Genomic DNA, 25,378 nt, shown 5'->3' with positions numbered 1-25,378 from the left:
ACAGCGCGATCGCCCCGCAGACTCAGGGTTATGCGGTCGTCGCCGCCAGCCGGTCTAGCCGGTCTAGCCGTCAGCAAGTTGAAGCACTTGGGGAGAAATTAGGAGAATGCAGGCATTTGGCGGCCCAAGGGCCACGCAATTTCCGATGCCGCTGGAGCCGGGCGATCGGGTGTGGGTGATTGCCCCCAGTGGGCCGGTTTTGGATCCGGCGGCGATCGCCCGGGGGGTGGAAATTTGGCAAGACCGGGGCTTTCGAGTGCAGTTTGCGGCCGGTTGGGACGCGCAAACGGGCTTTTTGGCGGGCACTGATGCCCAACGTCGATCGCAACTGGCGGCGGCCTTGGCGGATCCCGGTTGCCGAGCGATCGTCTGTGCGCGAGGGGGCTATGGTTCGGCCCGACTGCTGGAGGATTGGGATTGGCCGCTGTTTGCCGGTCGAGGGGCAGGGCTGATGGTTGACCCAGCGCGATCGCCCCTGTGGTTGATTGGGTTTTCAGACATTACGGCTCTGCTGTGGAGTTTGGCCCGGCAAGGGGTGGCGGGTGTGCATGGGCCCCTGCTCACCACCTTGGGCCAGGAACCGGCCTGGACGGTCGATCGCCTGTTTAATCTGTTGGCCGGTCAGCCCCTGGAACCGCTTCAGGGCCAGGGTTGGGGCGGCGGGGCCGTGGTGGGTCGCCTGTTTCCGGGGAACCTGACGGTGATTGCCAATTTGCTCAATACGCCTTTGCAGCCCGCTTTGGAAGGGGCCATTTTGGCGATCGAGGACGTGACGGAATATCCCTACCGGATCGATCGGCTGTTGACCCAGTGGCGTTTGAGCGGTCTGTTGCGGGCGATCGGGGGCATTGCGATCGGCCATTTCACCGCCTGCGATCCGCCGCCCAACCGGCCCAGTTGCTCCATGGCGGAAGTGCTGCGCGATCGGCTGGGAGATTTGGGCCTGCCGATCGTTTCCGGGTTGCCCTTTGGCCATGAACCCCCGAATGCGGCCTTGCCCGTGGGCACGCTGGCCCGGTTGGATGGGGAGGCGGGCACGCTGGAACTCTTGAGCTAGGCAATTGTGCCCAGCAGGTCAGTCAAGGGGCCAAGGGGGTGGGCAAAGTACACCTTGAACCCACTGCTCAACGAATCGGATTTCCATCCTGAATCACCATTGAGGAGCAGGGCCCGGTTGAGTTTTGGGGGCTAGCGATCGTCGCCCCGCAAGGCCAAGGGCGATCGGGGTAACTCAAAGGTTTTCAGCAGCAATTGCCCCGTCGCTTCCCCATCGATCGGGCGGGAAAACCAATAGCCCTGACCATAGGAACAGTCCATCGATTGCAACTGCCGCAACTGCTCGATCGTCTCAATCCCTTCCGCCACCGTGTCCATCCCCAGGGATTCCGCCAGGGCAATAATTGCCCGAACAATGGCCCAATTGCTTTCCTGGTCTGGGCTGCGGGTGACAAAGGAGCGATCGATCTTGATGGTATCGATCGGGAAGCGTTGCAAATAGCTGAGGGATGAATAGCCCGTGCCAAAGTCATCAATACTCAGTTGAATGCCCCGATCGCGCAGTTTCCGCAACAGGGCCTCCGCCGTCTTGGCATCCGCCATCACCACACTTTCGGTAATTTCCAACTTCAGGTGCTGCGGAGGCAGTCCCGTTTCCGCCACAATGCCCTCAATGGACTGGGCCAAATTGGGCTGGGTAAACTGCCGCGCCGACAGGTTCACACTCACACTTAGCCCGGCCCACCCATGGGCCGATCGCAGGCTGGGAATGGCCTGTAACCAAACCATCATTTGCTGGCAAGCTTCCCGCAAAATCCATTCGCCCAGGGGAATAATCGTGCCGGTTTCTTCCGCCATGGGGATAAATTCCGCCGGACTCACCAACCCCCGATCGGGATGATGCCAACGCACTAGGGCTTCCAGGCTGGTAACCCGGCCCGTAGCCAGATCCACGATCGGTTGATAGGTCAGGAAAAATTCTTGCCGCTCCATGGCTCGGCGCAAATCGCGCTCCAGGTGCAGTTGCGCAATCACCCGCTCGCGGAAGGAGCGATCGAACGCCGCGTAGCAATTTCGGCCCAACTCCTTCGCCCGATACATGGCCAAATCCGCATCCCGCAGCACATCCCCCGGCCGGGCATATTCCGGCGTGCCGAAAGCAATGCCAATGCTGGTGGTGATGGTGAATTCGTGGCCATCCACATCAAAGGGAGCCTTCAGGGCCAACTGCACCCGCTCGGCGGCGCGGGTGGCAATTTCCGGCTGATCCAAATCCGTCAGCAAAATGGCAAATTCATCGCCCCCCAGCCGCGCCACCGTATCCTGGGGCCGCACACAGGTGCGCAACCGGTTCGCCAGTTCCACCAAGAGCCGATCGCCACAGAGGTGACCCAAACTATCGTTCACCACCTTGAAGCGATCGAGATCTAAAAACAGCACCGCAAAATGGTGATTGCGTTGGCGACGGGCGATCGCCATGGTTTGACCCAATCGATCGATAAACAGGGCCCGATTGGGCAGCCCCGTCAGCGCATCATGGAGCGCGTCATGCAGCAACCGCGACTCCACCAACTTGCGCTCATGGATATCCGCCAAGGATCCCGCCATCCGCAACACGTGGCCCCGCCCATCCCGAATCGCCAACCCCCGACAGAGCACCCAGCGCACGGAACCATCCGCATGGCGAATGCGATGCTCACTTTCAAAGTGGTCACTGCGGCCCTGCAAGTGGGCATCTAGCTCCGCTCGCAATTGGGCTTGATCATCCACATAAACCCGATCGAGCCATTCCTGGGGTTGGTCACCCACTTCCGAATCGCGGTAGCCCAACAAAGCCTTCCAGCGGGGCGAAAAATAAACCCGATTGGTCAAAAAATCCCAATCCCACAGCCCGTCATTGGCCCCCCGAACAGCCAACGCGTACCGCGCCTCACTTTCCCGCAAAGCCGACACCAATTGGGATTGCCCCAAGGCCACCCCCGCCTGCACCGCAATTTGTTGCAACAAGTCCTGCTCGAAGGGTTGCCACTGGCGCGGCCCCTGGCAATGGTGAGCCAACAGCAGTCCCCACAATCGGTTTTGAGAGCGGTCTGGCTCAATCACCGGCTGCAAAATCGGTACGACCAAATTGGCCTGCACACCGAACTGGCGCAGCAGTTGGCGATGGCAAACCGAAATCCGAGCGGTTTCCACATCGTCAATGGCCGAGGTGCGCCCTTCAAGATATTTCTGGTGATAGTGGGTCGTGAAGCAGGGGTCGGAAACGGTTTTGCCCAACAGGGAATAGGGGCCATTGCCGGTAGCCTCCACCACAAAGGAGCCTTGCCGCTGTGCATCGAATTGGTAAACCAAGACCCGATCGCACTGCAACATCCGCTGCACTTCCGTGACCATGGTTTGCAGGATCGTATCCACCCGTGATGACTGGTGAATTTTGAGGGCGATTTCTGCGAACAGTTTCGATCGCCAGTATTGACGCTGTAGCTCGACTTCCGCCTCCATTCGATCGATCACATCCTACCCAGTCTTCATTGAGTTAAACGTTTGATTAAACTGCTCAAATTGGTTCTGTTTTGAGCATTAGCGGGCGATCGCCTGACGAAATCATGACAGCAGCCACCGCCCAACCTTGATGAGCATTCGATGGTGATCCTAACGAAAGGGGGTTGCTGAAACCTCAGCTCAGTGCCTTCGGGCGCAGAATAGCAAATGGGTTTTGAGCCATGGCAATGATGGATCAAAGGCTGTCTAGGGTTTGTGATGGCTAGCTGGGAGCCAGTCGCCTCTCCGGGGTTGAGGTAGAGAGTTTGGGCCCGGCTAACGAAACCGGTGTCTTAGGGTGGCACTGGGGCTGGGTGAGGGTAATGGTGGTTTGAGAGTAACGATTTTGATGCGATCGTAATCGACAAACCCAATTCAAGAAAAGGCGGCCGCGCGATCATTCCTTTCGTTAACCCCTTGATTTACGTTGATTTACGCCACGCTCCTCTAAATGTTCCCGCCAAGCGCCTCCAGCCCATCCCAAGTCGCTTCCCCCACACCGAAAGCGACCATTTGATCATTTGATCGGGTCAGCCCATTCCAGACAGGTCACACCTAAGCCACTTTTCAACGCGAAAGTATCTTAGGGTGTCGTCCTATCCTCCAAAGCCTAGTCTAAAACCCTGTGAATCTTTTAATGATCATGGTTAATAGGCTGAAATAGATCTTCTGTTTATTCAGTCTCCAATCAGGATTGTCTTCTTTGTGGCGGAGCGTTACGATTTCAATTCAAGGGTCATGGTCGATCGGTTGGGATCATGACTTTAGATGACGCATGGCTAGAGGGATCCTAAGTAAGATCAGCAAAAAATCTTGACTACTTCAGGAAAAAACACTGAGATCAACAAAAATCCCGAAGTGATCTACCCGATTTTGATGTCTCAGATTAATCTTTTATATTAACGCGATTATGATACTTTTTTGTTTTTGTCTAATTTTTATTGAGCTTTCATGGGGCTTTTCTTAGGTCTTTACTGGAAATTTATAGAATTTATGACAATACTCTATCAAGATTTGATTAATTTTGCAATAAGATTTCGTGAATTACAATTGCTTCAAAGTTACTTTTAAATTGCTTTAAAGCTGACTAGATATTGATTAGAGATTAATCAAAAATTGACTGCAAATTAACTGAGAATCGATCCAATTGCAGTTGAATTGAATACTGATTAAGTCTTGATTTAGTATTTGTTTGATTTTTATTTGATATTTGATCAAAACTTAATCCCATATGGCCTCAATCTAGAAATTTCTCGAGCTTTGATTGGGTTTTGGGGATTGACAAGGCTTGGGTGGGGGGCAGTTGCCGCTGCGGAGAAGCAACCCAATTTTGAGGCAGACTATTGTTGGAAGCGTTTGGGGACAAAAGTTCATCAGCCCCGAGAATAATAGTGCAAGACTGCTGCTAACGATCAAACTTCAACCATGTCGAATCAGTCGGGTTTCCCCTTTTCGTTCGCAACGTTAGATAATCAGCCCTTTCAAGTGGTTGCCACACCCGATCGCTCGCGGGCGGTGCTTTGTTTGCATGGCTTGGGGGGTGGGCCCTATGAAATGCGACCGTTAGCACCGTTGTTGTTGAATTTGGGATGGACAGTGGAGGCGATCGCCTATCCGGGCCATGACCAACCGGGCCCAAAAATGCCCAATTCCCGCTGGGAAGATTGGTATCAGGCGGCGGAGACGGCGTTCGATCGCCTGGCTCAGTCCCATGCTCAGGTGGTGGTGGTCGGATTTTCCACGGGCTGTCCCTTGGCGTTGCGGCTAGCCCTCCAGCGATCGATCGGGGGGTTGGTGCTGCTGAGTCCGTTTATGGCAATTGTTCGCCCTGCGGCCTGGTTGCCCTCGGCGGAACAGTTGTTGCCTTGGGTTTATCCGCTGCTGAAGGAAGTGCCCCGATCGGCCTTGGCCATTGCGGATCCGGAAGGACGGGCGGCGGCCGATCGAGTAGCGCCCTATCGCTCCTTCCATCTGGGTGCTGTGCAGAGTGCGTTGGCACTGATTCAACAAGTGCGGCCCCGGTTAGGGGAAATTACGGTTCCGACGCTGATTGTGCAACCGAAGCGCGATCGGGTGGTGAATCCTCAAGGCGCACTGTATCTTTTTCAATCCCTGGGTTCCTCGTCCAAGCGTCTCTGCTGGCTGGAAAAATCAGACCATATCCTGACGCTGGACTATGATCGCGATCAGGCATTTCAAGAAATTGCCACTTTCTTTGAGCAGCTTCCTGCCTAAATTTCCTGTGCTTCAAGGGCGATCGGGTTGGGAATTTGCTGAGCTTGTGCTGCATGGGGCTGAATTTGTGCCGTATCCTATGGCCCCGTTTGGAGCAGTTGTGAGCGAGGCTGTGGCAGCTTGTTGGCTGCCCGTTGAAAGCTGAAAGTTGAAAAGGCAAATCGGCCCAAAGACTGAGGCCAGGCTATTAAGAGATGGCTCGCCCTTGACCGTGCCAAAATCAACCATTCGAATTGCTTTTATGGAAATTGCATGGAATTTATAATATTGTCTTTATTGATGCCATTGATTGTTTTTTCTGATATTAAATCCAATACGAAATTCCGTGACTACAATCGAAAAAACTCGATCTCAGGACTTTGCTCAGGATTTTGATTCTTGGAAAATGAGCACTGAAGTAAGCCTGAAGCGAGTGCTGATTCAAAAATTTCTGAAATAAAATTCAAATTTAAGGCCAATGGAATAATCAAAACTTCAGGAAACAATTGTTAACTGGACTACCAAATATTGAAATAATGACCAAAATTTTGAGCCGTAAGAACGGTCAGCGCCAGTATTTTTGATTGGGCAATTTAAGGAATGTGTTGTTTTTCGTCACGTTCTGTCATAATAATTTTAAAAGATTCTTAACAAAGACCGCTGAATCCAAGTAATCAACCCCAAGTGGTCTGCGAATCGGGCAGGAAACTGAAAAATGCCATGGGTGATGCGTGGTTGATGGCAGTTCCCCGGTGCAAGATCCCAACGACTGATCGCTGGCTGAAATGATGTTTGGATCGATAACTAGGTTTTCGAGTATGCCAAGTGCCGACTGGGGCGAACAGTTGCTGAGTGTTGTGGCTACTCAGGTCATCCGCCACCTGTTCACCGCGAGCGATCGGGTGGAGGTGCGGGTGGAATGTACACCTCAGATCAAGTTGCTGCAAGGCCAGGTCGATCGCTTCCAGATGTCCGGCTCGGGGCTGGTGATCCGCCATGCCTTCCGCACAGAGGCCATGGAATTCGAGACCGATGCGGTGTCGATCGACTTTGCGGGCCTGTTGCAGGGGCGGTTGTTGCTGCGTCAACCCACCCAGGCGATCGCGAAGGTGGTGTTGCTGGAAGAGGATATCAACCGGGCGTTCACGGCTCCCTTGGTGGTTCAACATTTGGAAAATTTGCCGCTCCAGGATTGGCAGGACTTGCCCGGGAGCGGGCTGGCCAAGGCTGAAAGCGTTTCGTTCCAATCGATTCAGGTGCGATTGCTGGCCAGCAATCGAATTGCCCTCAGCGCCCAGGCTTGTTTTGGGGCCGATCAACCGGTGCCGATCGCCCTGCAAGCGACCTTGGGCATTGAGCGCCGTCGGCGGTTGCGGTTTTTGAATTGCCAATTTGATCCCGATGGTTTGCCCGATCGCGCGGCTCTGGGCGAAGCAGCGATCGCTCTGGCGGCCTCGGCCAGTGAGCGGCTAGGCAAAGTTTTGGATCAGTTGGTGGATCTCGATCGCTTCAATCTGGATGGGGTGACCCTGCGCATCAACACGATCGAAACCCGCGGCCAACAATTGGTATTTAGCGGTTGGGCCCAGGTGAATCATGTGCCGGAAACGACAACTCCGGGATTGGTGGCCTAGTGGCCTAGGAGCTTTAGCCGAAGGGGTAACCCTAGGGGGCTTGGGAGTTCACCGGATAATCCGAATAATCCTCTGCAAAATCGTCTCTGTAGTCTTCACAGTCTTCGCAGTCTTCGCAGTTTTCTGAATAATCTTGCCGGTAGTCGCCATAGTCCGGGTAATCTGGGGCCGCACCAAGGCGGGAAATGGGGGGCGCGGCGATTCCTTCAACGAGGTTGAACCGATGATTCAGCAAGCTGGCCACTCCGGAACCGCTGACCGGCGGCGAAAACCAATAGCCTTGGCCATATTGGCAACCCAAGGTGCGTAGCTCACGGGCTTGGGCGGAAGTTTCGATGCCCTCGGCCACCACGTTCATGTTCAGGCTCTCTGCCAAGGCCAAAATGGTGCGGGCGATCGCCACGTTGCGCCCATCGGACTCGATCGGGGCCACAAAGGCGCGATCAATCTTCAGCGTATCGATCGGCAGTTGATGCAAACGACTCAGGGACGAATAGCCCGTGCCAAAGTCATCAATGCTGAGTCGAAAGCCCAATTCCCGAAACTCAGCCAAGGTGGCAGCGATCGTATCTTCGCGATCGAGCATCATGCTTTCGGTAATCTCAAACCCAATCCAACTGGGATCAATTTCCTCTCGGACACAGATCGATCGCATGTGCTGAGCCAGGTTGGGTTGGGCCAACTGTTGCACCGACAGGTTCACCGCCACGGTGATCGGTCGCCCGGCCCGCAAGCCCGAGTTCCAGTAGCGCAGGTGGCGACAGGTCATTTCTAGCACCCATTCCCCAATTTGGCTGATCACCCCGCTTTCTTCCGCGATCGGCACAAATTCCGCCGGAGAAATCAGGCCCCGTTGCGGGTGATGCCACCGGATCAGCGCCTCAAAGGCCTTCACTTCCCCGGTTGCCAAGCAAATGATCGGTTGATAGTAGGGTTCCAGTTCCCCCCGCTCGATCGCCCGCCAAAGTTGATTTTCCAGTTGCAAGCGCGCCACCGCCCGATCGCGCATACTGGGATCAAACACCACCGATTGGCTCTGGCGTAGGGTCTTTGCCCGATACATCGCAATATCCGCATCGCGCAGCAGTTCCTCCGCGTGGCGATAGGCTGGTTTGCCCGGCCCCGTGCGGCTAAACACCACCCCCACACTGGCGCTGGCAAAGATCTCCATCTCATCGATCGTGAATGGATCACTGAGCGCCGCATGAACCCGCTGGGTCACAGCCTCGGCTGTTTCCAACTGCCGTACCTGCTCCACCAGCACCACAAACTCATCCCCGCCCAACCGGGCCACCATCCCCTGCTGAGGCAAGGCCGAAACCAGCCGCCGAGCAATCATTTGCAACAGGCGATCGCCCGTGCCGTGGCCGTGGCTACTGTTCACCAGCTTGAAGCGATCCACATCCAGCAACAACAGCGCAAAATCCAATTGCTCTCGATCGAGCAATGACTGCACCCGCTCCGCCAAGGCCCGCCGATTGGGCAGCGCCGTCAATGGGTCATAAAGCGCGTGATATCGCAGCCAGCTTTCCGCCTGCTCATGGGCCGTGATGTCGTGGCAGTTCACCACCACCCCCCGCACCGACGGATCATCCAACAAATTGGTCGTGACCGCCTCCAGCAAATTCCAGTCCCCATTGCGGTGGCGCACACGGTAACGAACGGGGGGCTGACTCAACCCCGGTTCCGCCAGGGAACGCAACAGGGTTTGCAACACCACCTGCACATCATCCTCATGAACGAAGGTGCTGAGGTGATGGTTAACTGCCTCCTGGGGGGAATATCCTAAAATCCGCTCGGCCGAAGGGCTAACGTAGCAAAACGTCCCTTGCTGATCAAGGATGACGATGATGTCACTGGCATTGGCCAGCAAAGACTCAAACCGATGGTTATTTCCTGGAGACACAGAACCATAGGAAGGTTGAAGGGAGTCAGCCACGCGAGAGCGCCCTCAGAATTTGCCACGTCAGTCGTTGTACCAAGAGCAGATGGGGATTAAAGATTAATCGCAACCCACCCAGTGAGTCCTCTGGATAATTTAGAGGTTACCGGTCGTCTATGGGGCACCGGTCGTTGCTGGTGTCGTGACCATCCGGCTGCACTCATTTCCCCACAACCGCCCCCTGGGCCCGGGTAAACCACCACAGAGAATTCCCGGGGCGATCGCCCAAGGTTTGCATTGTTAACAGCGAGTTAACAGCGAATGAATGAGAGTTCCATGAACTGGAGGCCAAGGGATGGAACTGACGCTGATTGAGCGGGAGTGATAACAGCTCCACGGCAGCACCCGATTCTGGAAACTCAGGCTAGCAGGTATGCGGGTTGTCCAGCTCACTAAGTGAATTATTCATCAGCATTTCTTAGCCAGCCTATGACAATCGGCATACCTGCTAGCCGCTGAGATACCAAACATTGCACGAACATCAAAAGACTGACACCCTGACAGTCAAACTCTAACGCAGATTCGCGCTGATTGGAAGCAGCCTCCGAGGGCTTCCGATAAGTGACCAGGGGGGCGCAAGAGCGCGATCGAGCGTTGGTAATGCGGACAGTTGCAACGATTTGGAGTGCTTTGGATCACCACGGGGTCACGATGAAGTCACTCAAAAATGGTACTGGGATCATTGCTAAATGCCCACTCATTCAGGGCAAAACAGCCCCGAGATCAGCCGCCAATGGGTCTGTGATCAGCCCACGATCAACTATGGGATCACTGCACGATGCTGACCTGGGCCCGATGCAGCAAACGGCCCTGATGACGAAAACCGGGCATGGTTACTTTGACGCGATCGCCCGGTTGAGCATGACCCCAGGCTAATTGATGCCATTGGGGGTCATAGACCACTTCTTCCCCGATCGGGGCAATTTGTTCAACGGCCCAATGTTCCAGCAACTGATCCAGCGGCCGCAACAGGGGCAAGAGATTGGTGGCGGGAATGTGGGGATTGTGCTGGGCGGCGGCAACGGCCTTATACCAATTCAGCAGCCAAGGTTCCAGAATTTGCAAGCTCGATCGCTGGAATTCCGCCAACAGTTGCTCTCGTTCGCTTTCCAGGCGAGTTTTCAGCCGGTGATATTCCTGCTGAAGCTGCACCAACTCGGCCGCATGAACATCAGGAGCCAACCGCTGGGCCGGGGATTGGTCGGAGGCGGGCTTGGTGTTGTCGGCATTGTTCGCCATGCCCAACAGATCGATCGGGGTGACGTTCAAGGCTTTGGCAATCCGCCCGATCGCATCGAGGCGCAAGCGATCTAAATTGCCTTGCCGCAACAATCGCACCTGATACATAGAAACCTGTGCGGCATCCGCCAAGGCTCGCCAACTGCGCACCTTGGCCGTCACCATCCAACGTTTCAGCAACCGCTCCCGATCGCTCATTAACTTCTCGTACTTTTGCTTGAGTCCTTTACTTGGGCCCCGATGGGCCGCCAATTGCTCCAAACAAGGGCCCTGTCCCTTTCGCTCTTCCCTGGCGCTGGCCCTAGCCAATGGGCTAGTTGCAAGCTCAGGAGCGGATTTCACCCATATCCTACCAGAATGAGCGAAAGCACCCCCGAAAGCCGCTGAACCACCCAACGCAAAGCGCCATCCTTTACATTGCAACTTGCAACATTGCAGCTTTCAACATTTCAACTTGCAATATTTCAACTTGCAATATTTCAGCTTTCAACCGGCTAGCGGCCTGAGCCGGAGATCCTCGATCGCTGGCTGCCCATCCTCAGCCCATCCCCATGCCAAAGCCCGTCCCCATGCCAAGGCCTAGGATAAGCGGCTGCTCATCCTAAGCCGATGCAATCCGATTCAGGCCGATTCAAACGGATTCAGCCAACGCAGCAATTCTTGGCTGAGGCGATTTAGATCGCGATAAAAAATTTCTTGCTTGGCCCATTGCCCGATCGCGTCGAGGGGGCTGAACGCGCCGCCGGTTTTCCACTGAATATCCTGGCCCAAAGGGGTGAGGTGATTTCCCGGTAACTCCTGCAAGGCTAACCAGCCGGGAAAGCGTCGTTGCAAAATGGGAGCCAATCGGCTCGACTGATCCAGATCATCGGTGGCAAAACGAATGAGCAAATTGCGACGAATCCCGTATTGGGCGGCGATCAATTGCTCCGTTTCCGTAGGCGAGGGGGTGAATTCCGCATTCAGCCGCTTATCAAACACATCAGCCGGAACAGCCCCAGGCACAGCGCGGTTAATCGACTCCAGAACGGGGCCGAAGCGATCGAACAGGGGAATTGCCCGTTGTGCCGAATAATTATTGAAGGCCATCAGCGCATTGCCGGCCCGCTCCACCTCAAAGATGCTGCCAATGAGCAAATGTAGCTTGCAGCCCATGCTGTGGCCCAGACCATAGACCGGGATCGATCGCCGCCGCAGTTGACCATGGCGATAAAGCCAATCGATGGCGCGATCGAACCGAATCAGCGCATCCTCCGCGATCGCCTCATGGTCAAACCCAGAATTGACAAAGGGCGTGGCGATCGTTCCGTAACCGCGATTGGCCAGCCGCTCCAGCAACCAGCGGTAGGTGAACTGGGGAGCCGCGCCCACAAAGGCCCCGCCCAGGAAATGAATCACCCCTAGTGGATTCGCCGGGATCAGCACCCAAGCTCCGTTTAATTCACGCCACTGTGCTGCCTGTCCCGCCATCGATCGCCCACGTTCGCTCTGTTGATTAAACCCTTGGCATTGTAGCGCTTTGCTTATGGAGCGGGGTTTCGGCGGGATTTTCTGCCCCCGATCGCCAGAAGATCCCGCCAGGGCCGTAGGCTGGTTAGACACCAAAATTCTTGGGATTTTCGCAACCCCCAGGGGCAAACCATGGCCAGAATTAACGACAACTACCTGAAGCTAAAAGCCGGTTATCTGTTTCCCGAAATCGCCCGCCGGGTGAACGCCTTCGCCGCCGAGCATCCCGACGCGCCGATTATCCGCTTGGGCATTGGCGACGTGACCGAGCCGCTGCCGGAAGCCTGCCGCACCGCCATGATCAACGCGGTCAACGACATGGGCGATCGGGGCAGCTTCAAAGGCTACGGCCCCGAGCAGGGCTACGCTTGGTTGCGCGAGGCGATCGCCCAGCACGACTTCCAAGCGCGCGGCTGCGATATTGATGCCTCGGAAATCTTCATCTCCGACGGCTCCAAGTGCGACTGTGGCAACATTCTGGACATCTTCGGCAACGACAACACGATCGCCGTCACCGATCCCGTCTATCCGGTCTATGTGGACACCAACGTGATGGCGGGTCACACGGGCGACGCGAACGATCGGGGCGAATATGGCGGCTTGGTTTACCTGCCAATTTCCGCCGAAAACGACTTCACCGCCCAAATCCCCAGCGAAAAAGTCGATCTGATTTATCTCTGCTTCCCCAACAACCCCACCGGATCCGTCGCCACCCGCGAACACCTGCAAGCCTGGGTCGATTACGCCCGCAGCCACGGCTCGATCATCTTTTTCGATGCCGCCTACGAAGCCTTCATCACCGATCCGGCGATTCCCCACTCGATTTTTGAAATTGAAGGGGCTCGCGACTGTGCGATCGAGTTCCGCTCCTTCTCCAAAAATGCCGGCTTCACCGGAACACGCTGCGCCTTGACCGTTGTGCCCAAGACCCTCAAGGGCCAAACCGCCGACGGCACGGGCGTGGATCTCTGGAGCCTGTGGAACCGTCGCCAATCCACCAAGTTCAACGGCGTGTCCTACATCGTCCAGCGCGGGGCCGAGGCGGTCTACTCACCCGAGGGGCAAGCCCAAACCAAAGCCCTGGTGAGCTTCTATCTGGAAAACGCCCAAATCATCCGCGAGAAGCTGACCGAAGCGGGTTTGGCGGTCTATGGCGGCATCAACGCGCCCTATGTGTGGGTGAAAACGCCGAACGGCCTGTCGAGCTGGGATTTCTTTGATAAGTTGCTGCACACCTGCAACGTGGTGGGCACACCGGGTTCGGGCTTCGGCGCAGCGGGCGAAGGCTATTTCCGCATTTCGGCGTTCAACAGCCGGGCGAACGTGGAAGAAGCCACGCGCCGGATCGTGGAAACCTTCAAAGCCTAATCGCTGAAACCGGGTCATCACTCGTAGGGGCGCACCGATGTGCGCCCTCGATCGACATGAATCACCAATCGATCAATCATGCCGATTCATATCAACTAAATGACCCATCGATCGCCTCACTGGTTTCGGTCGAAATTGCTGCAGGCGCAAGCGTTGCGCCCCTACCCGATCGCCTGGAATCCGTTGAGGATACAGGGTAATTTCAGGCAAAATTGATAGTTTCCCAGAGGCGTAGTCCTGTAGGTTGGGTTTCGCAAGACTCAACCCAACGCGATCAATACAGCACTGACTGTTGTTGGGTTTCGTGCCGCAGCCCAACCTACTGAGGATCGATATTGGCGAGTTGTTCGGTTGCCCATTGGCGTAAGAGATCGTCGGGGTCATTGGCAGCGCGATCGCGTAGCAAGTCAATCACTAGAGGATTCTTGGGCACAATTTCTAGCAAGCCCTCAAGGGCTGTTTTCCGCGGGTTTCTTTCGTATTGTCGAGATCTTTGAAATGGATCTTGGATAGCAACTTTATCAAGTAACTTGAGCGTACTAGGATCATCTGGCCAATGCTGGGTGATCGCTTCCACTGCTGCTTGTCGAACAAACCAGTTTTTATTAGTTTGCACCCATTTCTTGAGAAGGGCTAAGGTATCAGGACTGTCTTTCCAGTGTTTTGCAATTACCTTCACTGCTACATATTGTATACCTGACTCCTTCTCAGAATACACCTGTTCTTTAAGCCAAGGTAAGGTATCAGGATGATCTCCCCAGTGATTGATAATCGCATCCATTGCTACATACCATCCACCCCAATTCGGCTCAGGCTTTGCTTGTTCTTTGAGCCAGGATAGTGTATCGGGATCATCTTTCCAAAATTGTATAATGGCATCCATTATGGTTTGGCGCACGTCACTACTATCATCAACCTTCGCTCGCTCTTTGAGCCATGCCAAAATATCCAGATCATTCACCCAGTTTTGAATAACTGCCTCTACTGCCGCTTCTCGTATCTCTTCACTTTGATCTATCTCCGCTCGCTCCTTAAGCATGGGTAAGGTATCGGGATCATTTGACCAATGCTGGGCGATTACAACTACTGCTCCAAACCTCACATCCCAATCCTTCTCGTCACACATCCATTCTTTGATCATTGGTAATGTGTCGGGATGATTTGACCAGTAGTGGGCGATTGTTTGTACAGCTAATTGTCGCACAGTCAAATTCTGCTCATTACATACCCACTCTTTGAGTGTTGGTAAGGTATTAGGGTCATCGGCCCAATGTTGGGCAATATACTCAACCACGACTTCTTTGATAGTCCATCCTCCAAGGTCGTGTAGTTGTTCTTTTAGCAGGGGCAGAGTACCGGGATCATCTGACCAATGCCGAGCAATATACTTAACCGACTTCGTTCGCACATTCCAAATTCTCCGATTGCAGTCAGAACCTTTTTGAATATGATCCTTCTGAAGTTGCCCCCACGTAGTCAACGATCGCAGCCGTTGCAACAGATCCCGATCCAACTCAGCAATCGCCGATCGCTCCGGCAACTCCGCCAAACAGTCCGCCGCCAAAAAGAGATTGGCAAAATCAGCTTTTTCACTGGTCGCGTGATCCAGTTGCACCAATGAAGCGATCGCCTGTTTCGCAAACCCAATGGGCAACTGACTTGCCAACAAAATCAACACTTCTCGCCAGGCATCATCATTCCAGTGCTGCCCGAAGATAGTGTGAATCAAATCATCCGTTGAAATGGCATTTTGGCTGCCTGAATCCCGTTGATTAAACCGCTCCCAAATCTCTGTCGCACAGAAATATTCCAAAAAGGTGCGATGCACAAAAGCGTAATAGCCTGTCCCTGCTGAACAAAGCGTGAAATTTCGCACCCGCAAGGCATCAATCAACGCTTCAGCCCAACCCTCGGGATTGGGCAGCGACAAGGTGCGTAAATAATCCGCCACGATCGCTTGCAAATCCGCTTGAGCAATTAAATTACCCTTCAAGCCGCCATCGGTATTCTGCAAAAAGAACGCCACCTGACGCACAATTTTTTGCTTTTGATTCAGGGTGAGCTGAATATCCTGACAGCGATCGGGCAGCTTTTTGTGCTCCACATCCCAGTCCCGCAGCAACAGATCCGTGGCTTGGCGATAGAACTCCAATCGCTCATCCGGTAGCCGCGATTTGCGATTCAAAATACACATCATCGTCAGCATCAACGGATTGCCCGCCAACTCCCGAATCGTGCGCCCTCGGGCGATCGCGGCGCTCATCCGGTCTCGACAGCGATCGCAATCGGCTTGTTGGCCGTCTCCAAAGGTTTCCTGATGCCAGCGATCGCAAAAATCCTTGATTTGCTGATCATCGAATTCTTCGAGCAACCAATGCCGAAACCCGTGATTCGTGAGCGATCGCGCATAGTTTTGGTATCCATAAACCCGCGATGTCACAATGATTTTGGCCGCAGGATAGTCATGCGCTAATCGGCAAATTTCCCGAATCACTTCATCTCGCCGCGCCGGTTCAAACACCTCATCCAATCCATCAAAGAGCAGCAGCACCCGCCCAGCGCTCAACCAGTCATGCAACTGGGATTTATTCAACCGATCCAAGACATTGCCTGCATGGAAATAGTCCAAAACATCCAAGGACGCTTGGCGCGATAATTTCCGTAACTCCACAAACAAGGGCAACGGCCGCAACAGCAACTGATCCGAAGGCTGGGTGTGATTGGTTTTAAATAGCTCGTTTTCATAGGTCGCCCAATCCAACGCCAAATATTTGAGCAACGTGGATTTTCCTGAACCCGGATCGCCCAAAATCACGAACAAATTCATGTTCGGATTTTTGACCAATTCCACCACGGATTGCGGCGCTTGGTTGCGATAGAGATCCCGTAATCGCTCCTGCTGGTTTTCGTCGAGTTCTTCCTTCAGCAAGCCATATTGCCGCAGCAATTCCTTGGGTGCTTTGTCCAGTTGCGGCAAATATTCCCCACATTCCCGCGCCCGTTGCGGCAAAAACACTTGCCACAGCTTCACCGAATAGGCTCCCCCATCGGTGGCCAACTGGTCGAGTGGCAAAACCTCATGATCGGTTTGGAGCGATCGCGCATAGGCCAACAGGTCAAAATCCACGATCGGCCCCAGCGAGCCGCGAACCAAATCACGGGTTTCCGCCACCAGCTCGAACTGGGCGATCGCCCGCAATTTCTCATCCGCCCCAATCAACTCGCGGGTGTATTTCTGATAGCGTTTGGCGATTTTTTGCCAATTAAATTCTGGGGGCAAGGGCTGGAGCCTCAGGGCTAACCAGCGATCGGCCCAAACCACCGGATCAACTTGCCCCCCATCCGTGAACACGCTCCCCAACACCCCCGCCACCGCCGGATCAGCAATCAACCGCTTCAGCGATTCGGCATAAGCCTGAACCCGCTCCAACTCATCATCACAGCAATCTTCAAGCTCTCGCTGCACCAAGTCCAAAAAGCCTTTAATCGCTTTGCCCGTCTCCGTTTCCAGCGAGTCAGACCCAAAGCGATCAACTAGTCCTTGCAACCGCCCCTTAAAAAAATCCTTGACGTAATCTTTGAGCGTGTCCTTGGCCAGATCTTCCATCACTGCGCCAAAGACAAACCCCACCGTCTGCGTCACGCCCCAGATTACTAACCAGTCCACCATCGGAGTCTCACAAAGGATGATTGGCTGCATCAATTATGCGCGATCGCCCTGCGAGGAAACAGATGCACGCTAGAGCCGATCGACCGTCAGGCCAAAAGGTTGGGAGATGGGTGGGTTTTGCAAGATTTTTGGACAGGGCAACATCAGCCCGATCGTTCCCAACGGAACTTGCGATCAGCCTCGGTGATCGGCACATCGTTAATGCTGGCTTCCCGGCGCTGCATCAAGCCGTTGGGCGCAAATTCCCATTGCTCGTTGCCATAGGCGCGATACCACTGCCCCGAGTCCGTGTGGTACTCATACTCAAACTTCACGGAGATTCGGTTATCGGTGAAGCTCCAGAGTTCCTTCTTGAGGCGATAGTCCAGCTCATGACTCCACTTGCGGGTCAGGAACTCGCGGATTTTGTCCCGTCCCGCAAAGAATTCCGATCGATTGCGCCAAACCGAATCTTCCGTGTAAGCCAGCGATACGCGCTCCGGGTCGCGGGTGTTCCAAGCATCTTCGGCGGCTTGCACCTTGGCGATCGCGGTTTCGCGGGTAAACGGCGGCAGGGGCGGACGACTTTCCATGGCTGGAACCCTTATGTGGTCACTTCGTAACGACAGTGGGAGCGGGTGGCGGCTCAAAAAATTCCCAAAAAAAATGCAGAGATCCGGCAGACGAATCTGCCAGGTCTCCGCAGCGGTGACACATCTCTCCACTACTCTTGCTTATATTGTTGCCTTGAAAGGGGAAAAAGTTCCAGCTTTTCTAAAAAATTTTTTTGCCCTGTCGAATTGCCCTGCCGAACTGCTCTGCCCGATCGCGCTGTGCATCACCCTTGATAGCCACTGAGAACGATTGTGCTTGGTATGATTTGCTTCATTGAGCAATCAAGCGCTTTTGAATGCTGATGCGGAAAAATGTTGTTTTAGCTTGAATTTTCCGTATTTTAGAGATTCTTTGCTGCTTCAAGCGATATGTATCTCTTGTTACTTGTGCCAGAAAAACACATTGATTGTTGCCGGATTTTTAACCGTCACATTTCCGGAATCAGAATTGAAAAATCACGCTAAGGCCCTATTTCTCAGTGGAGGTTTCAGCGCAATTCTCCATGGGGTTGTTGCTAGCTGGGTGGGGCAAGATGGAGATGGGGATGAGAATTGGCCAGAATTTTGATCAAGATTGGCTCTAGCTGGTTTCCGGCCCTACGCTACGATTTGGGATCCCGGAATGGATTGCGACGGATGGGGGGGAGCAACCATCGGGGAGCGATCGGGTGGCTTCGTTTGCAGGTTGGGTCATTTTTGGGCAACTTTAAGCGGATCGAATCCCGGATTGCTTGCAGTCTTGATTGCTTGCGGTGAAGTTTGCGGTGAAGTTTGTGGACAAGGGAAACTCTGGATTGCTATGGACAACTCAACTCGTCGATCAGATGCGTTAGGAACCAATGGGGCGGGAACGGCTCCCCTGTCGTTGCTGGAAGCCCAGAAGGTTTTGGCGGTGTTTAACTGTTTGGAAGAAGCGCCCAGTCTCTCGGAGAGTCAGCAGGCGATTATTCGATCGGCTCTGCGGACGGTGGTTCAGGAGGCAGACTGCGTGATTTTTGGAGTTTGTGCGGATTCGATCGCTCAAGGGTTGGCGGCCGTGCGGGCCTATGGGGCCGGTTTGGATCGTGAAGTGCCGCCGGAGCCGGAACGGCGGGGGGTGGCCAATCCGGAACAGCCGATTTATATCAAGTGCAACACTAACTCCCTGTTGTTCTATGCGGAACCCTACCAGGGTGAAAATCGAGGGGTTTTGGTGTCCTGTCAGTCCCATGTGGATGAGGAATTGAATGCGATGTATGGCCACCTACCCTTAGATTTGTTTGCCTAGGGCGATGGGGCGACCAAGGGGATGGTGGTTGAGCGATCGCGCCCGGGGGCTTGGCCGGTGGCAACGGATCCGGCAACTCCCGAAAATGGTGCGGGGCGGTGGCGTTTGGGGGCTGTTGTTGGTGTTGCTGGCGATCGGGGGGATGTTGGCGCTGAAAATGCCGCCCGTTTTGGGATCCGCAGCCCTGCACCCGCTTTCCCAGTGGTCGGCCCAGTTATCCGAGGGGGATGCTATGGAGCTTTTGACGGATCCATTTTTGCAGTTGCCGGGGCCGGACTCGGTGCATGTGGTTTGGTTCACGGAATGGCCGGGCGATCGCCATTGGGTGGATTGGGGCGATCGGTTCGATCGGCAGGCCTTGGCCCAAACCCGCCGCTTGACTCGTACCCGTGAAGATGGTCAATCGCGACTGCCGGAGCGGGTGGCGGCCCAGCGGCCCGAGGGGGTGAAGGTTTGGGAGCGGCCCATTTGGCGACATGAGGCGATCGTTTCGGGGTTGCTGCCGGGCCAGTCGGTTCCCTATCGGGTGACGAGTCAAGGGGGCGATCGCGCCGTCAGTAGCGGAGTGTTTCGCCTGTCGCCCCAACCGCTGCCGGGCCAACCGCTGCAACTGCTGTTGACTTCGGATCATCAACTGAAGCCAATGGTGGCGGCCAACTTGCAACAGGTGGTGGCCACGGTGGGCCGGGTGGATGGGGTGTTGTTTGCGGGGGACTTGGTGAATGTGCCCGATCGCGCTTCGGAATGGTTTGACGATGTGGGTGGTGGGGCGTTTTTTCCCTGTTTGCAAGGACGAGCCAATCGATCGCTCCAAGGTCACACCTACCAAGGCGGGGCTATTTTGCAGGAGGCTCCCCTGTTCGCGGCCCTAGGCAACCACGAGGTGATGGGTCGGGTGGGGCGGGCCCGAGATCTCAACCGGGAATTTTATGACACCGTGCCTCGCTGGGTCGCGCAACAGGGGGCCGCGCAAGCGCAACGGGGAGCGGGCGATCGGGTCTTAGATCCGGCCTCCGGCGAAGTTTCAGGGGCAACGTCGGGGGAAACACCAGGGGCTGCAATCAGCCTGGCCGCCTTGGCGGATCAATCGTTCAACACGCGCACCTATGAGGAAATTTGGACGTTGCCGACTAACGATCGGGGCGAGGGCAATTACTACGCCGTCAGCTTTGGGGATTTGCGGTTGGTGGTGTTGAACGTGACCCAAGCTTGGCGATCGCCCATTTTGACGGCGAAGTTTGGCGGCCGCTTCCACGAAGGCCAGCCCCAAAGTCCGATCGATTGGGGTTGGGGTCAGCATATTTTTGAGTCGATCGCCCCGGGGAGTCCGCAATTTCAGTGGCTCCAGGCGGAATTGGCCGGCGAGCCATTTCGCCAAGCCAAGTATCGCGTGGTTATGTTTCACCACCCGCCCCATACCTTGGGGGATAACAGCGTGCCGCCTTTCACGGATCCCATCCAGACGATCGAGCGGGATGACCTGGGCCAAGTGATGGCGGTGAAATATGCCTATCCGCGCGATCAAGATGTGATTGCCCAATATTTGTCCCCCCTGCTGGAATCGGCGGAGGTGGATTTGGTGTTGTATGGCCACTCGCACCTGTGGAATCGGTTCCGCCGTGGCCGCACCCACTACCTGGAAACGTCGAACGTGGGCAATAGCTATGGGGCGGCCTGGGGCGATCGGGGGCGATCGGGCATTCCGCCGGAGGGTAGCGGGTTTGAGCGATCGGACTATGTGGCGATCGGGGATCCCAATGGATTGCCCCCGATTGTGCCCTCGATCGCTCCTTTGATTGATCCCTTGGATCAAACCCCTCAGCCCTACTTGGCCAGCAACGAAATCACCGCCTTCAGTATTTTGGACACGGCTGCCGGAACGGTCACTAGCTATGTTTTTGACCCCAGAAAGCCGGAGCAACCCGCTCAACCGTTCGATCGGTTCACGATTGGGGCCCCGGCTAACGAGGGAGACCGTTGAGGAGCGAGTTGCTGCTCACGGGATCAACTTGATTCGCTCAGTCTGATCAACGCAATCTGATTAATTCAACCTGATTCGCTCAACCTGATTAACTCAGTCCGGTTAGCTCAGTTTGACTGGCTCAGTTTGGTTAGCGAGTACCAAACACCCGTTGCACACAGGTACGCGCAATTTGCATCATTTCCGGCGGCAGCTCATTGCTGTTCGATTGCTGCATCCGTTGGTAGAGATTCATGGTTTGCTGCAAGGTATAGCGCGATTGGAATTCCGCCAAGGAGCATTGGCAATATTGCGTAGCCTGCTGTTGGTTAAACTGGCCCGATTGTTGAGCCGATCGGGTGCAGCTTTGCAAAAAGGCGCGCGAAAATTCTGGCGGGTAAGCATTGCGCTGGGTCAGGCTCCCGATCGACTGGCGATCGGTCTCGATCGGCTCTGCGGCTTGGGCGCTCAAACCGGACGCAAGGCCCAGGGCCACAAAGCTTCCTACGATGGTCAACGATTGCAGCGCCTGGGTCGGAAAGTTACGTTTCATAGTGTCGTGGTTGTTTGAAATCAGCAGCCCACAGCCCACACCGCCAGCCCATCTCGCAAGACGGCACTAACGGGCCTGAGCAAAGCTACCCTCAGTCGATTTCAACCTTTGCATAGGTCAAGCCGAACGATCGGGAAAGTTGCGGGATCGTGATTGATCGCTCAAGCTCTCCAAATCAGTTCGGCTCATAATGGGAGCGGCGATCGCCCCCATGTGTTGATTGGCCCATGCACGGGTTGAGTTAACTGATTAAATTAAAAGACTCATCCCCGCACCCATGGGTTGCAAGCTTTGAATGATTCAAGTTCTGGATGATGGCGAAGGCCCATCTGGAATGCAGGTTGCCATTGACATCACAAACCCGCATAACCGGCCCGCGCAACCAACCCGCACTCCGAACCTGCTTTTCAATCCCAATCGGGGATGATGGTCTGTTTAATTCCTAGCTCAGTTCCTTAACGCTGGCCACCAGCTCAGACACTTTTTCTTTTGCACTGCCAAACAGCATCATCGTTTTGTCTTCATAGAAGAGCGCATTATCCAAACCGGCAAATCCGGGGTTCATGCTGCGTTTAATCACGATCGTGTGTTTGGCGCGATCGACCTCCAGAATCGGCATTCCGTAGATCGGGCTTTGGGGATTGTCCCGGGCATCCGGGTTCACCACATCATTGGCCCCAATCACCAGCGCCACATCCACCCGTTCAAAGTCCGGGTTAATGTCGTCCAGGTCGCACAGTTGGGAATAGGGCACGTTGGCTTCCGCCAGCAACACGTTCATGTGGCCCGGCATCCGACCCGCCACCGGGTGAATGGCATAGCGCACATCAACACCCAACCGTTCGAGCTGATCGGCCAATTCCCGCACGGCGTGCTGGGCTTGGGCTACCGCCATGCCATAGCCGGGCACAATCGCCACCGATCGGGCATAGCCCAACATCATGGCGCATTCTTCCGGGTCGATCGAGCGCACCGTGTGGGAACCCGCATCGCTGCTGCCACCGTCGCCCGTGGCCGTGCTGACGCTGCCAAAGGCTCCAAAGAGCACATTGGTCAGCGATCGGTTCATGGCCTTGCACATGATTTGGGTCAGGATCAGCCCCGAAGCGCCCACCAGCGCCCCGGCAATTACCAGCATTTCATTGCCCAACACAAAACCCGCCGCACTGGCCGCCAGCCCGGACAGGGAGTTCAGCAGCGAAATCACGACCGGCGTATCAGCACCCCCGATCGGCAACACCACCAACACCCCCTGCACCAGGGAAATGCCCGTCAGCAGCCACAAAACCGTCAAATCGCCCGGGTGAATCAGCAAATAAGCACCGCTGGCCACAAAGCCCAGCAGCAAGCCGAAATTCACCGGTTGTTGCAGGGGGAAAGTGATGGGTGCGCCGGTTACCAGTCCTTGCAGCTTGGCAAAGGCCATGAAACTGCCCGTGAGGGTCACGCCCCCAATCAGCAGCCCGGCAATGACGGTCACGGCCGTGTCGGTGGGAACCGGTGCGCCCGTGTTCACAATCCGCCAATATTCCGCCGCTGCCACCAGGGCCGAGGCCGCGCCGCCCAACCCGTTCAACAAGCCCACCATCTGGGGCATGTCGGTCATGGCAACGCGCTTGGCGGCAATCAGACCAATCACCGATCCCGCCACCAGGGTGGCCAAGAGTGCGCCATAGTTCACGGCGGAGCGATCGAGCAGGGTCACCCCGATCGCCATGGCCATGCCCACTGCCGCCAGCCAGTTGCCCCGGCGAGCGGTGGCGGGCGATCCCAACATTTTGATCCCCACAATGAACAGGGCCGCAGCGGCCAAGTTGCTTAGCCGGGCGATCGTTGTCCACCATTCAGCGGGCAAAACACCCGATACAAGTCCATCGATCATTCCTTATGTCCTCGCCCTTTGGTCTCAGGATGCTTCAAAATTCCAGCCTTTCATTGAGCCAAGCGTTGAATGAAGCGTTGAACGAACATTGAGTTAAGTCTTGAATCGAACCCCGAAATTGAACCCCGGAATTCAACCCCGGAATTCAACCTTTGGTGATCCCCTGCATCAAACCCTCAATTACATCCTGAATTTGTATCGGCTGACTTCGATTGGCCTTTGCTCCCGATCGCTTGCCCATTTTGAAGATGAAAAATAGCCATTGGGCGATGGAACAGTTGGACAATCGAGTCAGGCGATCGGTTTAGGAAAGGGTCATTGCTGGGGAATTTAGAGGTTGCTTCTCAGGTTGTCTTCAAGCCTTTTCAAGTTCAAGCCTTTTTCAGGCCTTTTCAAGTGGCTGCTTCAAGTGGCTGCTTCAAGTGGCTGTCAGGCTATTTCTTAAACATTTGCAGCATTCGATCGGTCACCCAAAAGCCACCAACCACATTCACCATGGCCAGCACAATGGCCACCAAGCCCAGAATGGTGGGGCCGCTGAGTTGTGCTGCGCCGCCGGCCAAAATTGCCCCCACCACGGCAATTCCAGAAATGGCATTCGCACCGGACATCAAAGGGGTATGGAGCGTGGGAGGCACTTTGTTGATGATTTCAAACCCCACAAAGGAGGCCAAAACAAACACCACCAAACCCGTTACCAAGGTTTCACTCATGAGGCCAACACCATTGATTCAGCCGAAGGGGTTTCTGAGAGGGTGGCGACCAAATTTCGCACCCGATCGTTGCGAATTTCACCGCCGTGGGTGATGCAAACCGCATCCAAAATGTCATCGGCAAAGTTGAATACCGGTTGCCCATCTTTGATTAACCAGTCCAACAGGGCCGAACAGTTTTTGGCGTATTGCATACTGGTGTGGGTGGTGACCGTGCTGGCCAAGTGCATCGGGGCCAAAATTTGCACCCCATTCACCACATGGTCATGGCCCGGTTGACTGCATTCACAGTTACCGCCCTGTTCTGCGGCCAAGTCCACAATTACGGAACCGGGCTTCATTTGGGCCACGGTGTCGGCGGTGACCATGATGGGGGCACGGCGGCCGGGAATTTTGGCGGTGGTGATCACCACGTCAGCCCCGATTGCCCGTTCAGCCACGGTGGCTTGAATCCGAGCTTGCAAATTATCGGAAACCGCTTTGGCATAACCGTTTTGCCCGCTGGTTTCTTCCTCGATCATCATTTCCACAAACCGGGCCCCGAGGCTTTGCACCTCGTCGCGGGTTTCCGGGCGGATGTCAAAGGCTTCCACCACGGCCCCCAATCGGCGGGCGGTGGCGATCGCCTGCAACCCGGCCACACCCACACCCAACACCAACACCTTGGCTGGCGGAATGGTTCCCGCCGCTGTGGTCAACATGGGGAAATATTTGGGCAGGGCCGCCGCCGCCAACAGCACAGCCTTGTAGCCGGCTGCGTTGGCCTGAGACGAAAGGGCATCCGCCACCTGAGCACGGGTGCTGCGGGGCACGAATTCTAGGGAAATCGCTGTGATGCCCCGTTCTGCCAGGGTTTTGATGGACTGAGGGCGATCGAGCGGCTCCAAAAAGCCCATCAACATCGATCCCGATTTCAGCCAACCCAGTTCCTCATCGGTGGGGGGCAAAACCTTCGTCACCAAATCCGACGTTTGCCACAGTTGAGCGCGATCGCTCGTCACTGTTGCGCCCGCCGCTTCATAGGCCGAATCCGTAAATCCTGCGCGTTCTCCCGCGCCGGTTTCCACGGCAATCGCTAGCCCTTTTTTGACCCAACGAGCTACCACGTCGGGAACCAGGGCCACGCGCCGTTCATCCAGCGCCACTTCTTTCACAACCGCAACTTTCATACGCGTTCGCTTCCGCGCAACTGCTTGCATCCTAGGCCGATCCCCCGGTTGCGATCGGAATTTTCAACTTGTCTTATCGATCGCGCGATCGAGTGATGACATTTATAACAACTTGCCTAAAGGAATTT

General features: G+C 55.2%; 18 protein-coding genes. 8 read left to right on the top strand and 10 right to left on the bottom strand.

Annotation, left to right across the window (positions count from 1 at the left end; all coding sequences use genetic code 11):
• The first annotated feature begins 145 nt into the window (after positions 1-145).
• Positions 146-1,057, top strand: coding sequence for an LD-carboxypeptidase (locus tag H6F46_RS12375; protein WP_242027925.1), 912 nt, complete (start codon positions 146-148; stop codon positions 1,055-1,057).
• 131 nt (positions 1,058-1,188) lie between these two features.
• Here the strand turns inward: H6F46_RS12375 and H6F46_RS12370 are convergent, their stop codons facing one another.
• Entirely contained in the window at positions 1,189-3,498 is a 2,310-nt protein-coding gene (locus tag H6F46_RS12370; RefSeq protein WP_190354855.1) for a bifunctional diguanylate cyclase/phosphodiesterase, read from the bottom strand.
• A 1,524-nt stretch (positions 3,499-5,022) separates the two neighbouring features.
• On the opposite strand from H6F46_RS12370, the gene H6F46_RS12365 reads away from it, so the two are divergent.
• The gene (locus H6F46_RS12365) at positions 5,023-5,772 is read left to right on the top strand and encodes an alpha/beta fold hydrolase (RefSeq protein WP_347278317.1); all 750 of its coding nucleotides are present in this window, start codon (positions 5,023-5,025) and stop codon (positions 5,770-5,772) included.
• Positions 5,773-6,569: 797 nt separating this feature from the next.
• Positions 6,570-7,385 (top strand): DUF2993 domain-containing protein, encoded by an 816-nt coding sequence (locus tag H6F46_RS12360; RefSeq protein WP_242026280.1) that lies wholly within the window; start codon positions 6,570-6,572, stop codon positions 7,383-7,385.
• A 31-nt stretch (positions 7,386-7,416) separates the two neighbouring features.
• Here the strand turns inward: H6F46_RS12360 and H6F46_RS19880 are convergent, their stop codons facing one another.
• The 3 genes from H6F46_RS19880 to H6F46_RS12345 all read right to left on the bottom strand — a co-directional run bounded on the left by H6F46_RS19880 (position 7,417) and on the right by H6F46_RS12345 (position 12,036).
• A complete protein-coding gene (locus H6F46_RS19880; protein WP_190354858.1) occupies positions 7,417-9,324 on the bottom strand; it encodes a bifunctional diguanylate cyclase/phosphodiesterase in 1,908 nt (635 codons plus the stop codon).
• 771 nt (positions 9,325-10,095) lie between these two features.
• Positions 10,096-10,875, bottom strand: coding sequence for a nucleotide exchange factor GrpE (gene grpE, locus H6F46_RS12350; RefSeq protein WP_190405005.1), 780 nt, complete (start codon positions 10,873-10,875; stop codon positions 10,096-10,098).
• Between the two features lie 312 nt (positions 10,876-11,187).
• Positions 11,188-12,036, bottom strand: a complete 849-nt coding sequence (locus H6F46_RS12345) for a DUF1350 family protein (RefSeq protein ID WP_190355022.1) — start codon at positions 12,034-12,036, stop codon at positions 11,188-11,190.
• A gap of 171 nt (positions 12,037-12,207) precedes the next feature.
• Here H6F46_RS12345 and H6F46_RS12340 point away from each other — a divergent pair, with 171 nt between their 5' ends.
• The gene (locus H6F46_RS12340; RefSeq protein WP_190354859.1) at positions 12,208-13,443 is read left to right on the top strand and encodes an LL-diaminopimelate aminotransferase; all 1,236 of its coding nucleotides are present in this window, start codon (positions 12,208-12,210) and stop codon (positions 13,441-13,443) included.
• Positions 13,444-13,762: 319 nt separating this feature from the next.
• On the opposite strand, the gene H6F46_RS12335 is transcribed toward H6F46_RS12340, so the two are convergent.
• Together H6F46_RS12335 and H6F46_RS12330 are read right to left on the bottom strand one after the other, a co-directional pair.
• Positions 13,763-17,113, bottom strand: a complete 3,351-nt coding sequence (locus H6F46_RS12335) for a HEAT repeat domain-containing protein (RefSeq protein WP_190354860.1) — start codon at positions 17,111-17,113, stop codon at positions 13,763-13,765.
• Positions 17,114-17,256: 143 nt separating this feature from the next.
• Complete coding sequence (locus H6F46_RS12330) at positions 17,257-17,685, bottom strand: nuclear transport factor 2 family protein (protein ID WP_190354861.1); 429 nt, start codon at positions 17,683-17,685, stop codon at positions 17,257-17,259.
• Between H6F46_RS12330 and H6F46_RS12325 the strand changes: the two genes are divergently transcribed.
• From H6F46_RS12325 to H6F46_RS12310, 4 genes are all read left to right on the top strand, one after another.
• Positions 17,684-17,950, top strand: coding sequence for a hypothetical protein (locus H6F46_RS12325; protein WP_190354862.1), 267 nt, complete (start codon positions 17,684-17,686; stop codon positions 17,948-17,950). The two genes, H6F46_RS12330 and H6F46_RS12325, sit on opposite strands and share 2 nt — an antisense overlap.
• A gap of 30 nt (positions 17,951-17,980) precedes the next feature.
• Positions 17,981-18,274, top strand: a complete 294-nt coding sequence (locus H6F46_RS12320) for a hypothetical protein (protein ID WP_190354863.1) — start codon at positions 17,981-17,983, stop codon at positions 18,272-18,274.
• A 231-nt stretch (positions 18,275-18,505) separates the two neighbouring features.
• Entirely contained in the window at positions 18,506-18,973 is a 468-nt protein-coding gene (locus H6F46_RS12315) for a DUF1824 family protein (RefSeq protein WP_099535102.1), read from the top strand.
• A gap of 4 nt (positions 18,974-18,977) precedes the next feature.
• A complete protein-coding gene (locus H6F46_RS12310; RefSeq protein WP_242027924.1) occupies positions 18,978-20,954 on the top strand; it encodes a metallophosphoesterase in 1,977 nt (658 codons plus the stop codon).
• Positions 20,955-21,084: 130 nt separating this feature from the next.
• Here the strand turns inward: H6F46_RS12310 and H6F46_RS12305 are convergent, their stop codons facing one another.
• The 4 genes from H6F46_RS12305 to H6F46_RS12290 all read right to left on the bottom strand — a co-directional run bounded on the left by H6F46_RS12305 (position 21,085) and on the right by H6F46_RS12290 (position 25,250).
• Positions 21,085-21,486: a hypothetical protein gene (locus H6F46_RS12305; protein WP_099535100.1), complete on the bottom strand. Its 402-nt coding sequence runs from the start codon at positions 21,484-21,486 to the stop codon at positions 21,085-21,087.
• 442 nt (positions 21,487-21,928) lie between these two features.
• Positions 21,929-23,368 (bottom strand): NAD(P)(+) transhydrogenase (Re/Si-specific) subunit beta, encoded by a 1,440-nt coding sequence (locus H6F46_RS12300; protein WP_099535098.1) that lies wholly within the window; start codon positions 23,366-23,368, stop codon positions 21,929-21,931.
• Between the two features lie 434 nt (positions 23,369-23,802).
• Positions 23,803-24,081: an NAD(P) transhydrogenase subunit alpha gene (locus tag H6F46_RS12295; protein WP_099535096.1), complete on the bottom strand. Its 279-nt coding sequence runs from the start codon at positions 24,079-24,081 to the stop codon at positions 23,803-23,805.
• The gene (locus tag H6F46_RS12290) at positions 24,078-25,250 is read right to left on the bottom strand and encodes a Re/Si-specific NAD(P)(+) transhydrogenase subunit alpha (RefSeq protein ID WP_099535094.1); all 1,173 of its coding nucleotides are present in this window, start codon (positions 25,248-25,250) and stop codon (positions 24,078-24,080) included. Before H6F46_RS12290 ends, H6F46_RS12295 begins: the two co-directional genes overlap by 4 nt.
• Positions 25,251-25,378 lie beyond the last annotated feature (128 nt).

It is taken from the genome of Limnothrix sp. FACHB-1083, assembly GCF_014696485.1.
GTDB lineage: Bacteria > Cyanobacteriota > Cyanobacteriia > CACIAM-69d > CACIAM-69d > CACIAM-69d.
This window is presented reverse-complemented; position numbering and strand designations above follow the sequence as displayed.

Excerpts from the sequence above, each read along its gene's own strand:
- H6F46_RS12315 (WP_099535102.1), top strand. The coding sequence starts at position 18,506 with ATGGACAACTCAACTCGTCGATCAGATGCGTTAGGAACCAATGGGGCG.
- H6F46_RS12360 (WP_242026280.1), top strand. The coding sequence starts at position 6,570 with ATGCCAAGTGCCGACTGGGGCGAACAGTTGCTGAGTGTTGTGGCTACT.
- H6F46_RS12340 (WP_190354859.1), top strand. The coding sequence starts at position 12,208 with ATGGCCAGAATTAACGACAACTACCTGAAGCTAAAAGCCGGTTATCTG.
- H6F46_RS12300 (WP_099535098.1), bottom strand. The coding sequence starts at position 23,368 with ATGATCGATGGACTTGTATCGGGTGTTTTGCCCGCTGAATGGTGGACA.
- H6F46_RS12325 (WP_190354862.1), top strand. The coding sequence starts at position 17,684 with ATGGCTGGAACCCTTATGTGGTCACTTCGTAACGACAGTGGGAGCGGG.
- H6F46_RS12295 (WP_099535096.1), bottom strand. The coding sequence starts at position 24,081 with ATGAGTGAAACCTTGGTAACGGGTTTGGTGGTGTTTGTTTTGGCCTCC.
- H6F46_RS12310 (WP_242027924.1), top strand. The coding sequence starts at position 18,978 with ATGGGGCGACCAAGGGGATGGTGGTTGAGCGATCGCGCCCGGGGGCTT.
- H6F46_RS12290 (WP_099535094.1), bottom strand. The coding sequence starts at position 25,250 with ATGAAAGTTGCGGTTGTGAAAGAAGTGGCGCTGGATGAACGGCGCGTG.
- H6F46_RS12305 (WP_099535100.1), bottom strand. The coding sequence starts at position 21,486 with ATGAAACGTAACTTTCCGACCCAGGCGCTGCAATCGTTGACCATCGTA.
- H6F46_RS12330 (WP_190354861.1), bottom strand. The coding sequence starts at position 17,685 with ATGGAAAGTCGTCCGCCCCTGCCGCCGTTTACCCGCGAAACCGCGATC.
- H6F46_RS12335 (WP_190354860.1), bottom strand. The coding sequence starts at position 17,113 with ATGGTGGACTGGTTAGTAATCTGGGGCGTGACGCAGACGGTGGGGTTT.
- H6F46_RS12370 (WP_190354855.1), bottom strand. The coding sequence starts at position 3,498 with ATGGAGGCGGAAGTCGAGCTACAGCGTCAATACTGGCGATCGAAACTG.
- H6F46_RS12375 (WP_242027925.1), top strand. The coding sequence starts at position 146 with ATGCCGCTGGAGCCGGGCGATCGGGTGTGGGTGATTGCCCCCAGTGGG.
- H6F46_RS12345 (WP_190355022.1), bottom strand. The coding sequence starts at position 12,036 with ATGGCGGGACAGGCAGCACAGTGGCGTGAATTAAACGGAGCTTGGGTG.